The following is a 17,328-nucleotide window of genomic DNA, read 5'->3' as shown; positions in this document are numbered from 1 at the left end:
AGAATTGATGATCTTATAGATCATCCCTGAAAAGGTCGATCCGATAATCCGCAGATATATAAATTACTGCGCCTTAGCTTTTTTGAAATAATTCAAAAAAACCAAGGCGCAAAAAGATTCTTATTTGATTTCTTTCCCGTCTAAATCACAGAAAACAACATCGCCCGTATTTAAAGCTTTTATTCCTTCTTTAATTTTTTCTACATCCCCAACAACCACCACTGCCATTCGTGAAGTGTCGAGGTATTTTTTTGAAACATCTGCGACATCTTGAAGAGTCACATTCTCATAGTTTTGAAGATATTTATTGAAATAATCATCAGGTAATCCGTACAGCACAATACTTTGTAGAGCGCCGGCGATTTGGGATGATGTTTCAAAAGAGAGAGCAAAACCACCGATCAATCCTTTCTTCACGAATTCCAATTCCTCAGCAGTCATACCTTTATCGTACATTAATTTAATTTCTGCAAGAAATTCCTGCACCGAGCTGTCGGTCTTTGCGGTGTGAACTCCTGCAGAGGCAGTGAATGGTCCGACACCTTTTTGAAAATTGAACGACGAACGCGCGCCGTAAGTGAATCCGTGTTTCTCGCGAAGATTCAAATTTATTCGACTCATGAATTGCCCGCCCAACATTCGGTTCATCACTTGCACCTGGAAAAATTCCGGTGTGCTCCTTGGCAAGGCAGGATAACCGATGCGAATTTCGGATTGCGCCGCGCCTGGTTTATCGATAAGATAAATTTTTCTTTTCTCAACCGTTGGAGGAGCCGGGACAGAAAATGTTGGAATGTCTGCAGGTTTCCAGTCGGCGAACAATTTCTCCAGCAGAGGGAGAATATTATTCATCTTAACATCGCCGACAATAATGAGGGTTGCATTATTTGGACGGTAATATGTTTGATAAAATTTCTGCAGATCGCTTGTTGTCATTGCTTTCACAGATACTTCCGTGCCCGACGGATTATTTCCATAAGGATGATTTGAACCGTAAAGAATTGTTGAAAACGCGTTGTTGGCAATCATTACAGCTTGATCTTTTTGCTGCAGCAATGATGTAAGTCGTTGTTTTTGTAACCGGTCAAATTCCTTCTGCGGAAAAACAGGATTCACCAAAACATCGACAAAGACATCAAGTCCTTTATCGACATATTTCGATAAACAACTTAACGACATAAATGAACCATCCCAGCTCGATCCTACATTGAAAGAAGCACCGATAGATTCTATCTCATCCGAGATCTTCAATGCATCGCGAGTCTTGGTTCCTTCGTCAATTACATCGGCAGTCATCGAAGCTAATCCTGTCATATTCAGCGGGTCATGATCGGAGCCTGCCTGAAACACAAGATTGAACGCAACCGTTGGTAAATTATGCCGTTCAACCAACCAAACCTGCAATCCGTTTTTCAATTTTTCTTTTTGAATATCAGGAAGCTGAACCGTTGGTGTGGCTTTACCTTCGGGTCGTTTGGTGCGATCTACATCCTGAGCATTCGAAACTGTTGAAAGAAATATCATGACGATTAGTCCAATCAAGAAAAAGTTCAATAAATATTTCATGGCACTCATTCTCCTTTCTTCGCGGCTAGTTCGGGTTTACCGAGCGGTACAACGCTTAACACAACTTTCGGCTGTTGTAAATATTTTTTTGCAACTTCTATAACTTCCTTAGGTGTGATGTTTTTATAAAATTCCATCTGGCGGTTAATATTGTTCGCATCACCGGTAAGGAAGTAACTGGCGGCTAAAGTATTCCCTTTGCCAAGAACTGTTGCACTGCGATTCACAATCTGCACTTCAGTTCCTGTGACAGATTTATCGATTTCGTCTTGAGTTACACCATTTTTAAAAACATCGGAGAGAATTTCGTCGATGGCTTTCTCCATTTCGGTGAGATTCTTACCGGGTTTCGGTGTAATCTGGATCTGGAATTCTCCTGCTATTTCCGATCCACCCTGAGATGCCCGAACCGATTGAGCAATCTGCTTATCATAGACCAATGATTTATAGAAGCGAGAGCTCTTGCCGTTTGTGAGTATATCTGAGAATACCGACATCACAGCATCATCTCGCGTGTTTCCGGCAGCACTGTGCCAGGTGAGATTTAATCTTGGTAATTGGACTTTGTCTTCGTAAAATATTCTTGCCTCTTTTTCCAGAGAAACAGGGACTGCCTGCGGACGATCGAATGAATTGCCCTTGGGTATTGATCCAAAATATTTTTGAATCATCGGTTTCACATCTTCCGGATTGATATCGCCTGAAACAACCAAACAGGCATTGTTCGGCGCGTAATATGTTTTAAAAAAATCTTTCACATCATCCAAAGAAGCGGCAGATAAATCTTCCATATATCCTATCACGGGCCAGCTATAAGGATGAGTTGCGGGGTAAAGAGCTTTAGCAATTTTTTCATCCGCAAGCCCGTACGGACGGTTCTCGTAATTTTGCCGGCGTTCGTTTTTCACTACGTCGCGCTGGTTGTCTAATTTTTCCTGCGTCATCGCCGACAGCAGGAATCCCATTCGGTCTGCCTCAAGATACAAACCAAGCTCGACGAAATTGCTCGGCAAAACTTCGAAATATGTTGTGCCATCTTGCTGTGTGAATCCGTTTACGTTTGCCCCAACTTCCTGAAGCAATTTAAAATGTTCATTGTCGCCAACGTGCTGCGACCCTTGGAACATCATATGCTCGAACAGGTGAGCGAAACCTGTCCGTTTAGGTTTCTCGTTTTTCGAGCCGACATGATACATAACCGTCACCGAAGCAACCGGCGCGTTATGATCTTCATGAAGGATTACAGTCAATCCGTTATCCAGATTATACTGCTCAAACTTAACATCTATTTGCGCTATGGTGGATATATTCATAAATATCACCAAAAATAAAATTGCGAGTAAAACTTTCATTGAGAGTTACTCCATGATTAATGATTAAAATGGGTTGATTTTGATCTGTGAATCTAACAATTTGCAAGGTTAGATGCAAAAATGAAAATTTAAATATATGATCAACGGTATAGAAATAAAAAAGCCCCGCTAAACGGCAGGGCTTCTATAAATAGATTATGGTTTACTTATTCTTTAGGCAGTTGAAGAGCGATAAAGGACACGGTCTCACCTCTTTTTATTCTAAGGAGAATCGCGTCTCCCCCTTTTTTCTTTTCGATAATACTTTTTAAATCTTTGGTTGAGTTAATATCTTTTTTATCTGCCTGAAGAATGATATCGCCCTGAGCGAGTCCGTTATTGAATGCTTCACCCATTGGAACAACATTCGAAACGATGATTCCATTATCAACTTTCGATTGCTTTTTGATATCACTTGTTAATGCTTGAACGGATAATCCTAAATTCTCAAATGTTACCGTCTTTGATGAAGCTGTTTCTGAATTTTCATCTTCTTTCGATTTTTCGTCGTCAGCATTCTTCGCGATATCTTTATCTTCATCTCTTGCACGGAGGGTTACCGATTTTTCAATATTTTTTCCGTCTCTGAAAATTTTCAGAGATACTTTTTCGCCGGGATGTTTTCGGGCGATCAATGATTGTAATTCGTTCGATGCTTTCACGTTTTTACCGTCGATGGAAATTACGACATCACCAGCTTTAATACCCGCCTCTTCAGCGGCACCATCTTTTTGGACTTCCTGAATCAATGCACCTTCCGGTTTTTCCAATCCCAATGCTTTTGCCATCTTATCGTCTATCGGAGAAATCATGACTCCGAGATAACCTCTGCGAACTTTTCCGTTCTTGATTAAATCTTCCGCGACTACTTTAGCGAGATTAATTGGAATGGCAAATCCATATCCCTGGTATCTTTGATTCGTTGTAGCGATCGCCGAGTTTATCCCAACAACTTCACCACGAAGGTTAACAAGCGGACCACCGCTGTTTCCGGGATTAATTGCCGCATCGGTTTGAATGAAATTTTCGATCCCTAAATTTCCAACACCTTCTTGCCTCAAAATTCCAATCGATCTTCCTGTTGCACTTACGATACCGGATGTTACTGTGCCTTCTAATCCCAGCGGATTTCCGACAGCCATGACCATCTCACCGATTTCCACATCATCCGAATTTCCCAATGCCGCCACGCTTAAATCTTTTCTTTCCACTTTAATGATGGCAAGATCGGTTGTAGGATCTGTTCCAATTATTTTCGCCTTCTCTTTTTTCCCATCACTGAAAGTCACTTCAATTTTCTTTTCATCCGCTTCTACTACGACGTGATTATTTGTCATGATATAACCATCAGGACTGATTACAAAACCGGAACCACCTTCCATTTGAGGTACTTGTGGCTGCCGCTGACCTTCGGGTCCGAAGAAATGGAAAAACCATTCGCTATCCTTTTGATCTTTTTCATTCTTGACTTTTGTGGTTATCGTAATGGAAACAACTGTCGGTGAAACTGCTTTGCTGACATCGATGAATGCTTTGCTCAGCGATTTATAATCGGGATTGTTAATCGGTGGAGCGCCTCCTAATTTTATTTGAGATTCACACGCTAAACGCGGACCTAAAACAAAACTGAATACAACACCCATTACTATAAGAAGAGCAGAAGCGATAATTGATTTTTTTGACATAATTAGAATTACTCCAAGTTTAACATTGTTTTATCTGAATTATACTTTTAATTTGCTTGATTGTTACATTTTCAATATTAATTTATTTTAAATTCGAAATTCTAGTTAAACAATCTTACCCAAGACGGTTAAAGTCTTCAGTGAATGAAGATTTGGCAGATGATATTGAAGATAAGTCCATAAAAAATTCTGAATCATCTCACCATTCACACTTGCAATCTCGGTCTCGATAATCAAATCTATATTATTAGATGAGAAAATCTCGCGAAAGATTTTTAATAGTTCCGATGATATTTCAAATTGAGTACCTGTCATACCGGAACATTTTGAACATATCAATCCTCCCCGGTCGATGCTGTAATGATATCGATTGCCGTCTACTACATGACTCAATATCTTATCGCATTGGACACAATGATCGAATTGAAGTCCAAAGCCCAATAACCGAGCAAGATGATATTCAAAATAAAAGAACAAATTCTTCGCATTTTTGGTTGCAGAATTGATGGAATTCAAACTATTTACCACGTGAGTAAATAATTGTATGTTCTCGTGACGGTCGAGAGTTACATTGTTGAGCAGTTCAATAATTCCCATACCCACGGTCATTTTATCAATATCATCGAACAACTTGCGAAACGGTTTTACGATATCACAGCTCGACACTGTTTGAACATCTCTGCCCTCCTTAAAGTAAAATACAAGTGAAACATAAGACATCGGCTCGAGCGATGATCCGAATTTATTTTTCGTCTGCTTCGCCCCTTTGACTATCCCCGCGATTTTGCCGAACTTTTTTGTGTAGAAAGTAACTATCTTACTCGATTCGCGAAAATCAACCGATCTTAAAACGATCGCCTCCGTTTTTTCGATGACGCTCATTTACTAAAATCAAATGGTGGGTAAAACAAACCACGATCGGTGATGATTGCGGTTACCAATGAAGCAGGTGTAACATCGAAAGCAGGTGAGTAAACTTTAACACCATTAGGCACAATTCTTCTCCCGTTAATTAATGTCACTTCTTCAATATTTCTTTCTTCAATTGAAATCTCGGAACCTGATTTAATGGAAACATCTATTGTTGAAGTAGGTGCCGCGATGTAAAATGGAATTCCATGATGTTTCGCGTTTACCGCGATACTGTAAGTTCCGATTTTGTTTGCAACATCCCCGTTAACGGCAATACGATCGGCACCCGTGATTGCGAGCGTGATTTTATTTCTTTGCATTAGATAAGGCGCTACATTATCTGTTATTAGTTTTACATCGATTCCATGCTTCATTAATTCCCATACCGTTAATCTTGCGCCCTGCAACAACGGACGTGTTTCATCTGCAAAAACATTGATCCGTTTCCCCTGCGAATGAGCCGTTGTAATCACGCTTTGTGCCGTTCCATCTCCACCTGTGGCGAGCGCGCCTGTATTGCAGTGTGTAAGTATCGTTGCGTTATCGGGAATCAAAGTTGAGCCGTGTTCTCCAATCTCTTTGCACATCTTGATATCTTCAGAGTGAATCGTAATAGCTTCATCGATTAAAGCTCTTCGAACAATTTCAATATCGCGGTTCAAATTTAAAATTGCTTTCATTCTTTTCAAAGCCCAAAATAAATTTACAGCAGTGGGTCTGGTGGAGGCGAGTAGATCGACAGCTTTATTAATTTCATTTACGAATTGTGATATCTCGCTCTTTCTCGATTCGATCGCCGAAAGTGCCACACCATATGCAGCGGCGATGCCGATTAATGGTGCACCGCGAATTTCAAGTTTTCTGATAGCACCGGCAATATCTCTGTAATCAGAAGTCTTGATGTAAACTTCATCCAAAGGCAGTTTGGTCTGGTCTATATATTTTACAGAATCACCTAACCACTCAATCGATCTAATCATTATTTTTTATCTGAAAAATCTTCATCAAAATGAGACAACTCGCGGAACGAATGAAAGCGATCGTGTATTTCAAGAGTTGTTAAATTTTCGAACCTATCTAAGCTGAATTTTTCCACACAAAACGATGCCATTGTACTTCCGTAAATCACGGCTCGTTTCAGATTATCATCCGAGATATCATCGGTTTTCGCAATCCAACCGATAAATCCGCCCGCGAATGTATCACCGGCACCGGTAGGATCGTAAATATTTTCCAGTGGATATGCCGGCGCAGAAAATATCGTAGCAGGAGTGAAGAGAAGTGCGCCATGTTCTCCTTTTTTTATCACGACAATCCGTGGACCCAAATCTCTCACAGCTTTCCCTGCTTTGATTAGATTTGGTTCGTTAGTTAACTCGCGTGCCTCCGATTCGTTTAATATTAGAACGTCTAACAGCTTGAGTGTTTTTTTCAGTTCAGAATTTTTACCTTTAATCCAGAAGTTCATCGTGTCGCCAACAACAAGGCGCGGTTTTTCTATTTGCTCTAAAACACGCTGCTGTAGAACAGGATCGATATTGCCGAGGCATACGTAAGTTGTCTTCTTGTACGATTTTGGTATAACCGGATTGAAGTGTTGAAAAACATTTAAATCCGTATAGAGGGTATCGCGCACATTGAGATCGTAATGATACCTCCCTCCCCATCTGAAAGTTTTACCGCCCGCGATAACCTGCATACCTTCCAGATCAATTTCACGATCTTCAAGCATTTTTATATATTCACTCGAAAAATCATCACCCACCACTCCTACCAAACGTATGGGCTTGATAAAATAACTTGCCGCAATGGATATATATGTGGATGAACCACCCAAAACATTTTCCACCCTGCCGAATGGAGTTTCAATTGTATCAATCGCAAGCGATCCAACTACCAGCAAACTCATGCTAATACCTTTATATTAATTTGAACTGCATAATTTACGAAATTGATGAGGGAAGTGCAAAACATTACTTTAAATTCAATATAATTTTTATATGACGTGGGAAACGTTCTCATCAAAACATTTGTTTCAAAAGTTACATAAGGAAGACAAATAATTATGGCAGTAATGGAAAAAACAATCGGCTGGTTCGAAATACCGGCAAATGATCTCACACGGTCAAAACAATTTTATGGTTCGGTTTTCGATATCCAATTTCAGGATATTACACTGCCGAACGGGCTGAAGATGGCGTTATTCCCCGCTGGAGATAAAACAATTGGCGGTGCGCTTTGTGAGCATCACGAATTTTACAAACCGGGACACGAAGGAGTTTTGGTTTATATGAGCGCCAATCCCGATTTGCAACTGATACTCGACAGAATAATAATGCATGGCGGTAAGATATTAGTTGCAAAAACAATAATAACACCAGAATATGGGTATATGGCGGTCTTCGAAGATACCGAGGGAAACCGTTTAGCACTTCACTCAAATCACTAACTAATTAAATAATAAATCTATTCGAGAAAATTATGATTACCAACGACGATTTAAGAGCAGAGATACGCAAAATGGGATTGAAAGAATTACGCACAACAGTAGAAGTTGAGCAGACATTCAACAATCACCGCGGGACTATGCTTGTTTACATAAACTCGGCATGCGGTTGTGCCTCAGGGGTTGCCGTTCCGGCCTTGGAAATAGCGATGAAGCATAACAAATTACCGAACTATTTCACAACAATTTTTGCAACCACAGATCGGGAAGCGACTGCAAAAGCAAGATCGTATTTTGCCACTGAACCTCCATCATCACCCTCATTTGCGATATTGAAGGATGGGAAATTCGCGGGCATTATACATCGTTCAAGCATTCAACATAACACACCTGAAAATGTTGCCCGCATGCTTCAAGAGATGTTTGATAAAAATTGTAAATAAATAAAATGCGGTTCGCATCGACCTAATCCACACGACGAAAAATTCATCATGGCGCAAACCGCATAAGTCTGAAAACCTTGCGAAGGTTTCTCGATAAATTCTTTAGAACCTTCGCAACACTACTTAGGTTTTACTTCACCAGCACTAACTTCTTCAAATCCGTGAATGAACCTGCCGACAAACGATATATATAAACACCACTCGACAGCGAGCTTGCATTCCATTCAACCGACTTGTATCCTGCATCTTGCATCTCATCAACAAGCGTTGCCACTTCCTGACCGAGAAGATTATAAATTTTTATTTTCACCCAAAATAGATATAAGAACAGGACCGATAGAGAAGCAGTACACTGATTTTATTTTAGAATACCAGAATCAATCACGGAGTAGCGGCATTTCTACATACCCTACAATTTACAACGATTCACTTTCAGAAGGGTTATCGGTCCTGCTGTATATTCCGCAGACGGAAATTGATTCAATTTTGTATGATATTATATTGACGGCTCCTTCAAGCGATGTGATTCCGATAGCATCGGGAATAAATCACAAAATGTCAGATGTTGATTCTGACACTTTGTGATTCGTTATTGATAGAAAAATTTATTCTAATTTGGCAGGAGAATATATAATAACTGCCAAAGAGATATTACCAAAAGCATTATCCAATTTAAATCCTGAATCTTATAATTGCATCATTAATTTCAAACTTCTTCCGGATTGATTCCACTAGTAACGATTTATGCAATCCATTCATCGAATTAGTATTATTTGCTTTTTGAATCGATCCTTAAATAGGACGGATTACCCTGAACCACTACAACCGTGTAATTATAATCGTTAACGGCTTTGAAGGTTACCGATGGGGCCGCACTATCCTTCTGAATGACTGCAGTCGCCACGCAATTACCTTCTGCAACGTCTCGGTAACCGGTAGTTGTTCCGGGAGAAACATCATTATGGTTGATTGTATTCCCGTTTGCTGTCTTTATCTGCACATTTGCTTTTTCGGTATGCTGGTTATAAACACGAACGCTTGGTGGTTCATCAGAGCATCCGTAGATCAAATAACTAAAAATCACTGTAAGTATAATATTGATTATCTTTTTCATTGTATTAATCCTTCAGAATTATTTTTGAACTTTCCTCGGTATCTTCTCATCCCTCATCGCGGCGTTATACGCAAATGCCGCCATGATGACCGCCGCCTGTTTCATATCTTCAGGCGGGCATCTGTCGTAAAGATCCATTGTTGCGTGGTGCACACGTGAACCGTAATCAAGTTCATCCTGTATGAATTGGAAGCCCGGCAAATTATATCCGTCAAATGCCTGATGATCCGTTCCACCTGTGTTTGCCACAGTTACTGTTGAAGCGCCAAGGTCGTTGAACGGTTTAAGCCATGATCTGAAAATCGTTCTGCATGCTTCATTGCCTTGCAAATAAATTCCTCTGAATTTTCCGGCTCCGTTATCATCGTTAAAATAAACAGAAAATTTTTCACCCTCTGGAGTATAGACTATTTTCCCGTCCCGATCCGACGATCCTCCTTCACGGTTCGCAAAATGTTTGTTGATGTATCCACGGGAACCAAGAAATCCATGTTCTTCAGCATCCCAAAATCCGATGCGGATAGTCCGGCGTGGTTTTAAATCTAAAGTTTTAATGATTCGCATTGCTTCCATCGCAACCGAACAGCCGGTAGCGTTATCTGCGGCACCTGTGCCTCCATGCCATGAATCGAAATGACCGCCGATCATTACTACCTCATCTTTCAGATCTGTCCCGGGAATTTCAGCGATGATGTTATATCCTGAATCAGCTTTGTTGAATTCAGCATCGATCTCCAATTCTAATTTTGGTTTCTCACCTTTTTGGATCATCCGAACAAGCCGATTGTAATGTTCGGCACCGACTGAAATTTGTGGAATTAATTTTGGGGCTTTGACGTCGTACACTTTGGCTCCGCTGGACCAGCCGGAATCGGGGTGCTGTGGATAAGATGCTGCTCCGACGAATACATTCCCGCCATCTCCCTGGCTTATTGTTAAAATTGCTTTCGCACCTTCATCAAAACAAAGCTGCATTTTTTTATAAGAAATCAGTTGGCGTTGTTTCATCTCGGGGGTCATTTCAAATCTTCTTCCTCCACGTCTCTGACCATCAGAATTTGCAAGTTTCAACAAACTTGAATCGGCATCACGCTCTGCGTAAGGTTCAAATGGAGGTTTAAGCTCGCGAGAGTCGCTGAGCAGCACAAATTTTCCTCTCAATTTTCCTCTGAAAGTATTTACTGCACTATCTGTTTTTGCATCAAACAAAATCAAATCCGCAACTGCTTCGCTGATTTCGGGTGACCAAGCTTTTGGATATGATACGAGCGGAAAATTTTGTCTGCCAAAAACAGTTGCCGAATAATTTTTCAAAGTCCATCCCTTACCCCAAGGTCCCCAAGCTTCAAGATGCGCGTTTTCAAGTCCAATGGATGTCAACTGGCTTTTTGCCCACTTCGCTGCTTCCATATAACCGGGAGTACCCGTGAGCCGCGGACCATAAACATCAGTCAGATAACTTAAATATTCCATTACTTTGGAACGATTCATCCCTTCGTCTCTGATTTGCGCAACAGCGGCTGAATCGAATTTCTCCTGCACAAATTGCGCGGGCAGGAGATTGAAAAGAAGCACTATTAAAACGAAGATGTAACAAAAATATCTCATGCGGACCTCACATTATTTAGTGATTAATAATGAATTTTATCATATACCTTCTTGTGCAATCACATAACTAAAAATTGCGATGGCGATAGCGCCGAGCTCCAGTTCGCGCGGATGAACTTTATCAAACGTGTCGTTATCGGAATGATGATAATCGAAATATTTCTGTCCATCCACTCTCAATCCGATTGTAATTACGCCAAGTTTCGCCAATTCAGAAATATCAGCACCACCACCGCCTCGCGTTATACGTCCGGCATCTATCGGATCGAGAAGATACGACCATTTAGAAAATTTCGGAAATGTTATCGAATCTGCGCCGACTCCAAAACCTCGCGGGGTGAATCCACCTGCGTCAGTCTCTATAGCACAAATATGTTTCTCACCGGGGCGATCTTTTTTGGCGTATGCGATTCCACCGTTCAATCCAAATTCTTCATTCATAAACAAAACAGCACGAATCGTCCGCTTGGGTTTTAGTCCGACATCTTTTATAAGCCGTAATGCTTCAATCACATGAACAGTTCCGGCACCATCATCATGAGCACAGTGACCTTTATCCCAGCTATCAAGATGACAACCGATAACAATTACTTCATCAGGTTTTTCACTTCCCTTTATTTCACCAATCACATTTGCCGATTCAACATCGGGAAAGGTTTGGCAAAATAGTTGAATTTTTATTTTCAGTTTTTTATCAACCGACAATAAACTGGCCAATAAATCTGCATCAAGCGTACTGATTGATGCTGCAGGAACTTTTGGAATAGTATCAACATAATGCATTGAACCTGTGTGCGGTACATTATCTAATTGCATCGTCATTGATCTCACAAGTGCGGCAACACCGCCGACTTTCGCCGCTTCAACCGCACCGCTTCCGCGCTGATTTACCGCACCGCCATATGCCTCGCCTGGATTTATTTTACTTTTATCCATTGCACGATTGAAAAATATAATCTTTCCACGTGCTTTATCTTTCAGAGATTGCAACTCTTCAAATGATTTCACTTCTAATACTTCTGCTTCGATTCCATCGCCGGCAGTTCCGATGCTTCCACCAAGTGCGCAAATATTTATCGGAATTAGTTTCCCCCCGGAATTTTTAATCGTCCCTTTTTCAACACCGCCTCTGACCCAGTGCGGTACGGTACAAACCTCAGTATGTACATTTTGAAAACCTAATCTTGTCATTAATTCTTCACCCCATATTACGGCTTTCGCGGCTTCAGGTGAACCAACTAACCGCGGACCGACATTCAAACATAAATCCTGAAGTATTGAAAATGCCTTGCAAGATTGCAATCCTTCCGAAATGATTTTCCTTGCATCATCTTCGTACGGTTTTATTGAAGATTGTGGAGCGTCTTGTGGGAGGGCTACAAAAGAAAAGAATAAAATTAAACAAAGTAGAGCCGGAAATAAATAATATTTCATTAAAGCTAAACCGAATATTTAAAATGTTCGAGATCGGTTCACACTTTATGAAAGAGAACAGATCTGCGGGTTATTTGTATTTAAAATATAACAATATAAATAAAAAGTACAAGTTTGTCCGATTCATCGAACAATCTTGTACTTTCAAATGAGGAAAGTATCTACTTATAATATTTTACGACTCTTGAAACTCGCGCCTGATTGCCTGTTTGATTTTAAGCATCCCTTTTTCTATCCCTTTTCGAAGGTCATGCAATTTATGCTGCAAATGTCCTTTCTCAACTCTATGACTGGGTATCTGAATGCAAGATGATTTCGCACAATTTCCACCCGGACTTACAATAATATTACCCGACCATTCGTCGTCATCATACTCATCATCCTCTTTTTCAATCTTCATGTTAAGAATCAACGACTTCTTGTCTCGCATAATTTCGATTGGGATACTTTTTCCATCAGAATCGGAAATTTCTTCTTGCAGATCACCAACATCTTTTACTTTGTTTCCGTTAGCTTTGGTTATCACATCACCAGCTTTAAAACCTGCTTTCTCAGCTTCGCTCGATTTCTCAACCTCTGTCACAAGTAAACCTTTCCCGGAGGGTGCACCGAAATATTCACCGAGCTGTTTGGTGAGTGACTGCATCTGTGCTCCGTGGAATTCACTTTCAGAGAAAACACGGATATTTAATTTCTTTCTGAGATTTGAAATATTAGGAGACGGTGAGCTCCATTTCATTCCTTCGTCATCAAAATTAAATGCGTACGCCTGCGGAGTTTTCATCTTCCCGATAACCGCTTTGATTGTTTTTTTCTCTCCATTACGATTGACTTCTATGGATACTTCTGTCTTCGGTTTCGTTGCGCGAACAGCATCGGTCAAATCTTCACCATCATCAATCATCTCATCAGCGAATTTCAATATAACATCACCTTTTTCGATTCCTGCTTCTTCGGCAGGACTGTCATCGACAACTTCCTGAACGAAAGCACCACGCTCGACGGAAAGATTTTTCTTATCCTTTAACTTCTTATTCACATCCAGGATTTGAACTCCCAAATATCCTTGTTTACCTTTGCTTTCAATCTTGATTACTTCTTTCTTGATTTGCCCCCATCCCGGATTCGGCAGAATACTCAAACCAAGCATGAGCACCAATGCTAAAATTATTCTCTGTTTCATATTTGAAACCCCTTAGAATTATTATACATTTTGATTTAAATATTAGACATCCCAGTTCGGAATCGGTTGACTTGTATTCTTCAAAATATCCGGTGAATATCTGATTGAATTTCCTTACCGGGAATGATATATTCATTGACAATTTTCAGCCCTTCCCGCCAACTGGGCCAAACCAATTTCTGAATCGCTGCGTCGTATGTAAACCATTCGTAATCATCATGTTCCTCCGATAGTGTGATCACACTATCACCGGCTACCTCGGCGGCAAAAAACGGACACAAGTTCACCGAATCCCATTCGGCATTATAAAATGAAAGAACGTAAGGAACAACCCACAATGACTTTGGTTTTAAACCGGTTTCTTCTGCCAATTCTCGGATAGCAGCATCTCTTGCTTTTTCATTTTCTTCGATAGAACCTGTAATAAACTGCCAGAGGTTTGGATATACTTTTTCATCCGGGGTTCGATGCAGAAGCAAATATTTTGTTTCCAAAATCTCTTTTTTAAAAACACAAAGCTCCACAATAGAACTGCTTATCTTGGACATGGTTTTAATTGAGTTATGAATTATGAGTTGTGAGTTTGATTTGTAATGTCGGTTTGAATTATTTCATCCGCTTAACACTTAAAAGTTTTATTTCCTCATGCGTGAGATATTTCCACTCACCAGGTTTTAAATCCATCATCGTCAATCCTCCAATTTTTGTACGGGTTAATGAGGTGACTTTGTATCCTAACGATTGAAACATTCGCCGTATTTGCCGATTTTTACCTTCAACTATGATTACCTCAATCTCTCTCTCATTTCTCCGATGAATAATCGCTGGCAAAAATTTTTCTTCTCCAATTACAATCCCCGACTCAAGTTTTGTAATATCATCGGGTGTAATTTTTTTATTGATCGTAACTTCGTAGGATTTAGGGATTTTGGTTTCAGGATTTGTTAGGAAATTACCGAGTTGAGTATCATTAGTCATAATTAGTAAGCCAGACGTATCTTTATCCAATCTTCCGACAGGGAAAATCCACCGGCTGTTTTCGCCTAATAAATCATAGACTGTACTTCTCCCCATCTCATCTGATCTCGTGGTAACCACACCAACCGGTTTATTCAATATGATATAATTAAGTACTTCTTTAAAAATCGCTTTTTTATCAACGCTAATTTTATCCGAGGAGAGGTCACAACGGTATGATGGATTTAAACACGGCTTCCCATTCACATCAACACGTCCTGCTAATATCATTTTTTCGGATGACGAACGGGAACAGAAACCAAGTTTAGAAAGTGCCCGGGCTAAAGATACGCGTCTGTCTTTCAGAGGAATTTTCTTCATGGAACAGACAATTCGATTGGTTTCAGATCTTTTAGAAATGGAAATTAAACTAAATCGGCATACATTTTATCGATAACATCTTTGAATTTAGCTTCAACAACCCGGCGCTTAACTTTCATTGTGGGAGTGAGTTCATCGTTTTCGATTGTCAGTGGACTGTTTAGAATTGTAAATTTCCGGACTCGTTCATAATTTGCGAGATCTTTTTGAAATTTTGATATCTCACCTTCGAACAATTTGTAAATCTCGGGATGTTGAGCTAAATCTTCATTAGATTGAAATTGTATGTGATGTTTTTTTGCATACTCTCTTAACATATCAAAATTCGGTACAATCAGCGCGGTAAGATACATCCTTCCGTCACCGATCAGGACAACTTGTTCAATGAATGGACATTGAAGAAACAATCCTTCAATATGTTGGGGAGCGATATTTTTTCCGCCGGAACTGACAAACAGATGTTTTTTTCTATCAGTGATTTTTAGAAATCCATCCGAATCGAACTGTCCGATATCTCCGGTGTGCAGCCACCCATCTTCATCGATTGCTTCTTTTGTGGCTTCCGGATTTTTCCAATATCCTCTCATAACATTCGGACCCTTTGCAAGAATTTCACCATCCTCCGCAATCTTCACCTGAACACCGGGCAATGGCGGACCGACAGTTCCGAATTTATAATGTTGCTCCAGATTTGCGCAAATGACGGGTGAAGCTTCGGTCATGCCATATCCTTCTATCACAACAATTCCAATCGCATCGAAGAATTCGCCGAGTTCGGCTGATAGAGCAGCTCCACCTGATACGAAAAATTTTATCCGCCCGCCGGTCCGTTCTCTTATTTTTTTAAATACAAGCTTATCTGCAATTTTATGTTGGAGCGATAATCCGGTGGCTATGACATTCTTTCGTTTCGAATACCTGTAAGTCTTTCCAACGTTAATTGCCCAATTAAAAATTGTCTGTTTTATTTTCGATTCTTCACTCATCTGTTTCATGATACGATTATACAATCTTTCAAATAATCGCGGAACTGTCGTGACAATAGTGGGTTTTACTTCTAAAAGATTATCGCGCAAAGTATCAATGCTTTCGGCATAAGCGATTGTTGTACCGCACGACATCGCAGTGTAATAACCTCCAAGTCGCTCATAAGAATGTGAAAGGGGTAAAAAGGACAGAAGAATATCTTCACTGCCGAAATGAATGACTGAGGCACATGCCTTCATGTTACTTACTAAATTATTATGAGTCAACATTACCCCTTTAGGATTACCTGTTGTACCGGAAGTATAGATCAGCGTCATCAGATCATCCAGCTTGATTCTCTTTTGCTCATTCTCAAGATAACCCGGATAAAGTTGATCGAACTCTTTCCCCATCTCGATTACATGAGAATAATTCATCACCTTTTTTTCCTGTGTTATAACTTTATCGGAGAGAACTATCGCACGTTTAAGCGACGCTACTTCATGAAAGATTTTAAGAACTTTGTTAAGCTGGAGTTGGTTGGATGCGATCGCAAATTTCACATCCGCATCGTTAAGGATATATTCAATTTGTTTTGGTGTGAGAGTGGGATAGATTGAGATGTTTACGGCTCCCAATTTCATAATCGCCATATCCGCAACAACCCATTCAGGGCGGTTCTCGGATATCACGGCAACATGATCACCCCGTTTCACACCGATTGCCGCTAATCCCAGAGCGAAGGTACGAACCATTTCACGCACCTGATTGTAAGAAAAATTCACATAAGCACCTTCTATCTTATGCATCAGCATCGGGCGAGAATCCGTGAGATATTTTTGTGTGATGTTATCAAACATCTCAACAACTGTGGAAAATTCGATGACAGTCGCCATAAATTACCTTTGATTTGTGGAAATGGTCAAATATATAATAATCTATCCCTTTGAAAAAAGCAAACCACCTGATTGATGAATCTTTTAAAACGGTTGAGAGGTGTTCAAAAACGTCATTTTTTGTTTCATGTCAAGAGAAAAGATTAACAATTAAAAAAATATTTTTTTTATCAAAAATTTAATAATTTTTTACTTGACTTCTTTCTCATATCTCCATATATTTTGAACCAGCATCGTCACTGAATTATGAAGAACCGATTAACCGAACTTTGACGACGCTCGAATTGGGAGGAGATAATGTTCCATATGTCTACAACGAACGATTATTTGTTTTTAAATGTTTAATCGATAATATAACAGAATTGATTAGAAGACGGAGAATTAT

The 17,328-nt window shown here is 40.0% G+C and carries 16 protein-coding genes; 2 read left to right on the top strand and 14 right to left on the bottom strand.

From position 1 onward, the window contains the following. Nucleotides 1-120: 120 nt before the first annotated feature. The 6 genes from HZB59_05045 to HZB59_05020 all read right to left on the bottom strand — a co-directional run bounded on the left by HZB59_05045 (nucleotide 121) and on the right by HZB59_05020 (nucleotide 7,424). Complete coding sequence (locus HZB59_05045; GenBank protein MBI5020782.1) at nucleotides 121-1,566, bottom strand: insulinase family protein; 1,446 nt, start codon at nucleotides 1,564-1,566, stop codon at nucleotides 121-123. A 5-nt stretch (nucleotides 1,567-1,571) separates the two neighbouring features. Further along, nucleotides 1,572-2,918, bottom strand: coding sequence for an insulinase family protein (locus HZB59_05040; protein ID MBI5020781.1), 1,347 nt, complete (start codon nucleotides 2,916-2,918; stop codon nucleotides 1,572-1,574). A gap of 167 nt (nucleotides 2,919-3,085) precedes the next feature. After that, the gene (locus tag HZB59_05035) at nucleotides 3,086-4,603 is read right to left on the bottom strand and encodes a Do family serine endopeptidase (GenBank protein MBI5020780.1); all 1,518 of its coding nucleotides are present in this window, start codon (nucleotides 4,601-4,603) and stop codon (nucleotides 3,086-3,088) included. Between the two features lie 105 nt (nucleotides 4,604-4,708). Next, nucleotides 4,709-5,485 carry a DNA repair protein RecO gene (gene recO, locus HZB59_05030; GenBank protein ID MBI5020779.1) on the bottom strand — a complete coding sequence of 259 codons (777 nt, stop codon included), beginning with the start codon at nucleotides 5,483-5,485 and terminating at the stop codon, nucleotides 4,709-4,711. Continuing rightward, the gene (gene mtnA / locus HZB59_05025; protein MBI5020778.1) at nucleotides 5,482-6,498 is read right to left on the bottom strand and encodes an S-methyl-5-thioribose-1-phosphate isomerase; all 1,017 of its coding nucleotides are present in this window, start codon (nucleotides 6,496-6,498) and stop codon (nucleotides 5,482-5,484) included. The genes recO and mtnA overlap by 4 nt, the downstream gene beginning before the upstream one ends. After that, a complete protein-coding gene (locus HZB59_05020; protein MBI5020777.1) occupies nucleotides 6,495-7,424 on the bottom strand; it encodes a sugar kinase in 930 nt (309 codons plus the stop codon). The genes mtnA and HZB59_05020 overlap by 4 nt, the downstream gene beginning before the upstream one ends. Nucleotides 7,425-7,589: 165 nt before the next feature. Between HZB59_05020 and HZB59_05015 the strand changes: the two genes are divergently transcribed. Both HZB59_05015 and HZB59_05010 read left to right on the top strand, forming a co-directional pair. Then, on the top strand, nucleotides 7,590-7,964 hold the full coding sequence (locus HZB59_05015; protein ID MBI5020776.1) for a VOC family protein: 375 nt from the start codon (nucleotides 7,590-7,592) through the stop codon (nucleotides 7,962-7,964). 32 nt (nucleotides 7,965-7,996) lie between these two features. Further along, nucleotides 7,997-8,404, top strand: coding sequence for a BrxA/BrxB family bacilliredoxin (locus tag HZB59_05010; GenBank protein ID MBI5020775.1), 408 nt, complete (start codon nucleotides 7,997-7,999; stop codon nucleotides 8,402-8,404). 130 nt (nucleotides 8,405-8,534) lie between these two features. On the opposite strand, the gene HZB59_05005 is transcribed toward HZB59_05010, so the two are convergent. The 8 genes from HZB59_05005 to HZB59_04970 all read right to left on the bottom strand — a co-directional run bounded on the left by HZB59_05005 (nucleotide 8,535) and on the right by HZB59_04970 (nucleotide 16,943). Next, nucleotides 8,535-8,714, bottom strand: a complete 180-nt coding sequence (locus HZB59_05005) for a T9SS type A sorting domain-containing protein (GenBank protein ID MBI5020774.1) — start codon at nucleotides 8,712-8,714, stop codon at nucleotides 8,535-8,537. Between the two features lie 459 nt (nucleotides 8,715-9,173). Continuing rightward, a complete protein-coding gene (locus HZB59_05000; GenBank protein ID MBI5020773.1) occupies nucleotides 9,174-9,518 on the bottom strand; it encodes a hypothetical protein in 345 nt (114 codons plus the stop codon). Nucleotides 9,519-9,536: 18 nt separating this feature from the next. Continuing rightward, nucleotides 9,537-11,126: a M20/M25/M40 family metallo-hydrolase gene (locus HZB59_04995; protein MBI5020772.1), complete on the bottom strand. Its 1,590-nt coding sequence runs from the start codon at nucleotides 11,124-11,126 to the stop codon at nucleotides 9,537-9,539. A 39-nt stretch (nucleotides 11,127-11,165) separates the two neighbouring features. Beyond that, entirely contained in the window at nucleotides 11,166-12,560 is a 1,395-nt protein-coding gene (locus tag HZB59_04990) for a M28 family peptidase (GenBank protein MBI5020771.1), read from the bottom strand. A gap of 175 nt (nucleotides 12,561-12,735) precedes the next feature. Further along, a complete protein-coding gene (locus HZB59_04985) occupies nucleotides 12,736-13,743 on the bottom strand; it encodes a PDZ domain-containing protein (GenBank protein ID MBI5020770.1) in 1,008 nt (335 codons plus the stop codon). An 80-nt stretch (nucleotides 13,744-13,823) separates the two neighbouring features. Further along, a complete protein-coding gene (locus tag HZB59_04980) occupies nucleotides 13,824-14,291 on the bottom strand; it encodes an NUDIX pyrophosphatase (GenBank protein ID MBI5020769.1) in 468 nt (155 codons plus the stop codon). A 58-nt stretch (nucleotides 14,292-14,349) separates the two neighbouring features. Next, on the bottom strand, nucleotides 14,350-15,081 hold the full coding sequence (locus tag HZB59_04975; protein MBI5020768.1) for an rRNA pseudouridine synthase: 732 nt from the start codon (nucleotides 15,079-15,081) through the stop codon (nucleotides 14,350-14,352). A 44-nt stretch (nucleotides 15,082-15,125) separates the two neighbouring features. Next, the gene (locus HZB59_04970; GenBank protein MBI5020767.1) at nucleotides 15,126-16,943 is read right to left on the bottom strand and encodes a long-chain fatty acid--CoA ligase; all 1,818 of its coding nucleotides are present in this window, start codon (nucleotides 16,941-16,943) and stop codon (nucleotides 15,126-15,128) included. Nucleotides 16,944-17,328: the final 385 nt, after the last annotated feature.

This window comes from Ignavibacteriales bacterium, assembly GCA_016214905.1.
In the GTDB taxonomy this organism is placed as follows: Bacteria; Bacteroidota; Ignavibacteria; order UBA10030; family SZUA-254; genus PNNN01.
This window is presented reverse-complemented; position numbering and strand designations above follow the sequence as displayed.

Excerpts from the sequence above, each read along its gene's own strand:
- HZB59_04985 (MBI5020770.1), bottom strand. The coding sequence starts at position 13,743 with ATGAAACAGAGAATAATTTTAGCATTGGTGCTCATGCTTGGTTTGAGT.
- HZB59_05040 (MBI5020781.1), bottom strand. The coding sequence starts at position 2,918 with ATGAAAGTTTTACTCGCAATTTTATTTTTGGTGATATTTATGAATATA.
- HZB59_04980 (MBI5020769.1), bottom strand. The coding sequence starts at position 14,291 with ATGTCCAAGATAAGCAGTTCTATTGTGGAGCTTTGTGTTTTTAAAAAA.
- HZB59_04995 (MBI5020772.1), bottom strand. The coding sequence starts at position 11,126 with ATGAGATATTTTTGTTACATCTTCGTTTTAATAGTGCTTCTTTTCAAT.
- recO (MBI5020779.1), bottom strand. The coding sequence starts at position 5,485 with ATGAGCGTCATCGAAAAAACGGAGGCGATCGTTTTAAGATCGGTTGAT.
- HZB59_04975 (MBI5020768.1), bottom strand. The coding sequence starts at position 15,081 with ATGAAGAAAATTCCTCTGAAAGACAGACGCGTATCTTTAGCCCGGGCA.
- HZB59_04990 (MBI5020771.1), bottom strand. The coding sequence starts at position 12,560 with ATGAAATATTATTTATTTCCGGCTCTACTTTGTTTAATTTTATTCTTT.
- HZB59_05020 (MBI5020777.1), bottom strand. The coding sequence starts at position 7,424 with ATGAGTTTGCTGGTAGTTGGATCGCTTGCGATTGATACAATTGAAACT.
- HZB59_05000 (MBI5020773.1), bottom strand. The coding sequence starts at position 9,518 with ATGAAAAAGATAATCAATATTATACTTACAGTGATTTTTAGTTATTTG.
- HZB59_05045 (MBI5020782.1), bottom strand. The coding sequence starts at position 1,566 with ATGAAATATTTATTGAACTTTTTCTTGATTGGACTAATCGTCATGATA.
- HZB59_05010 (MBI5020775.1), top strand. The coding sequence starts at position 7,997 with ATGATTACCAACGACGATTTAAGAGCAGAGATACGCAAAATGGGATTG.
- HZB59_05035 (MBI5020780.1), bottom strand. The coding sequence starts at position 4,603 with ATGTCAAAAAAATCAATTATCGCTTCTGCTCTTCTTATAGTAATGGGT.
- HZB59_04970 (MBI5020767.1), bottom strand. The coding sequence starts at position 16,943 with ATGGCGACTGTCATCGAATTTTCCACAGTTGTTGAGATGTTTGATAAC.
- HZB59_05015 (MBI5020776.1), top strand. The coding sequence starts at position 7,590 with ATGGAAAAAACAATCGGCTGGTTCGAAATACCGGCAAATGATCTCACA.